The following is a 1,465-nucleotide window of genomic DNA, read 5'->3' as shown; positions in this document are numbered from 1 at the left end:
GTGATAGTATTCAATTTCAATGGTATGGTTCATAAAGCTTTGATTTCATTTGGAGTCATCGATTTGAACTGGAAGGAAATTGGAAAGATTGATATTTCAATGGATAAGGTCTTAGATACAAGAGCCGATGTTTTTTCTTATAATAACAAAATCATCGTAAATGAAGTTAATGAAATAGCTCTTTATGATCATGATGGTAACTTAATAGAACGAAAAGGTATCAATACGGATTCAAGTACTCTATTAGGTATGGAGAATTACTTTGCTGTAGTGGATAATTTGCAAGGAAACATTTACATTCTTGATTATTATGGAGGCTATGTTGGTGAAGTGAATCATCTGGGGCCGATTGAAAAAGCTGTTGCAGCGAATAATGATGTATTTGTTGTAATCACTGCAGATAACCATTTTTTAGTATTTGATTATGAAGGGAATGAAATATCAAATATTCAACTTTCCTCAGGTCGTCTACTTGGGTTAGATATATCTAAAGATAAAAAGCTTGTATTAGTGACTCTACTGTCATCAGATGAAAAGAAGTACAATTCTAAGCTAATAACCTATTCGTTAGATACTAATTCCATGTTAGGTGCCCACAATAACTATAATTCAATTGTTTATGGTGCTAGAATATATGACCAAGTAATTCTAATTGTAGACTTTAATGGTTTACATGCATACATGATTAATGAAGAGAATTCATTCCTATGGGAACGTGAACGAACTGGGTCACTGATAAACTTTGAAATTGATGAGAATGGGAATGTGTATGAAATAAATGAAAGAAAAGAAGTGGATACATTTACCATACATAATTTAGTTTGTATTAATAAAGATGGCAAGGAAATATTTACTAAAGAGTTGGATGAGGATTACCGAAGCTTATCTTTGAAAAGAGGACAAATACTTTTAGTAAGTGATTTCAAAATATTAATTTTGAACTCTGCTGGAGAAGAAATACAATCGTTTGAATCAAATGATCGAGTGATGGACGCAGAATGGTTGAGTGAAAACCGTATTCTAGTTGAATACAATAATTATATAGAAATATTAGAGTTAGCATATTAGAGGGTATATGAATTATTTAGATATCGCAGTAATAATTATAATAATAATTAATGTCGGTCTAGGTTGGTTCAGAGGATTGATACGATCTGTTGCGAATGTGGTGAGTATTATTCTTGGCTTTTTCGCAGCAAAATTTTATCATGATGAGATGAGTTTGTTTTTGAACCAAAAATTTGACTTATATAATAAGATAAAAGAGGGACTCGCAACAACCTTTTCCAATATTGAGTTACCAAGTGTCAATTTAGATGGTATATCTAAAGACATGATTTCTCAGGAATTGAGTGAAAATGATTACATGAGAATTGTAGCCGAAAAATTCTTAGATAGTGATGCCTTTCAAGCGATGGTAGATCAGAAAACTCTTAGTTTTGCAGATGGTATGACAACATGGTTG

Annotated in this window: 2 protein-coding genes; both read left to right on the top strand. The window is 31.7% G+C overall.

Features of this window, described 5'->3' with window-relative positions; translation table 11 throughout:
* Positions 1-1,068: DUF5711 family protein (locus JF818_RS09995; protein ID WP_233067170.1), on the top strand; the 1,068-nt coding region annotated here is incomplete at its 5' end.
* A 7-nt stretch (positions 1,069-1,075) separates the two neighbouring features.
* On the top strand, positions 1,076-1,465 hold a 390-nt coding region (locus JF818_RS09990; protein WP_198891867.1), incomplete at its 3' end, for a CvpA family protein.

Source organism: Sphaerochaeta sp. S2, from assembly GCF_016406725.1.
In the GTDB taxonomy this organism is placed as follows: domain Bacteria; phylum Spirochaetota; class Spirochaetia; order Sphaerochaetales; family Sphaerochaetaceae; genus Sphaerochaeta.
Note: the sequence above shows the minus strand (reverse complement) of the source record. Positions and strands in the feature narration are given on the sequence as shown.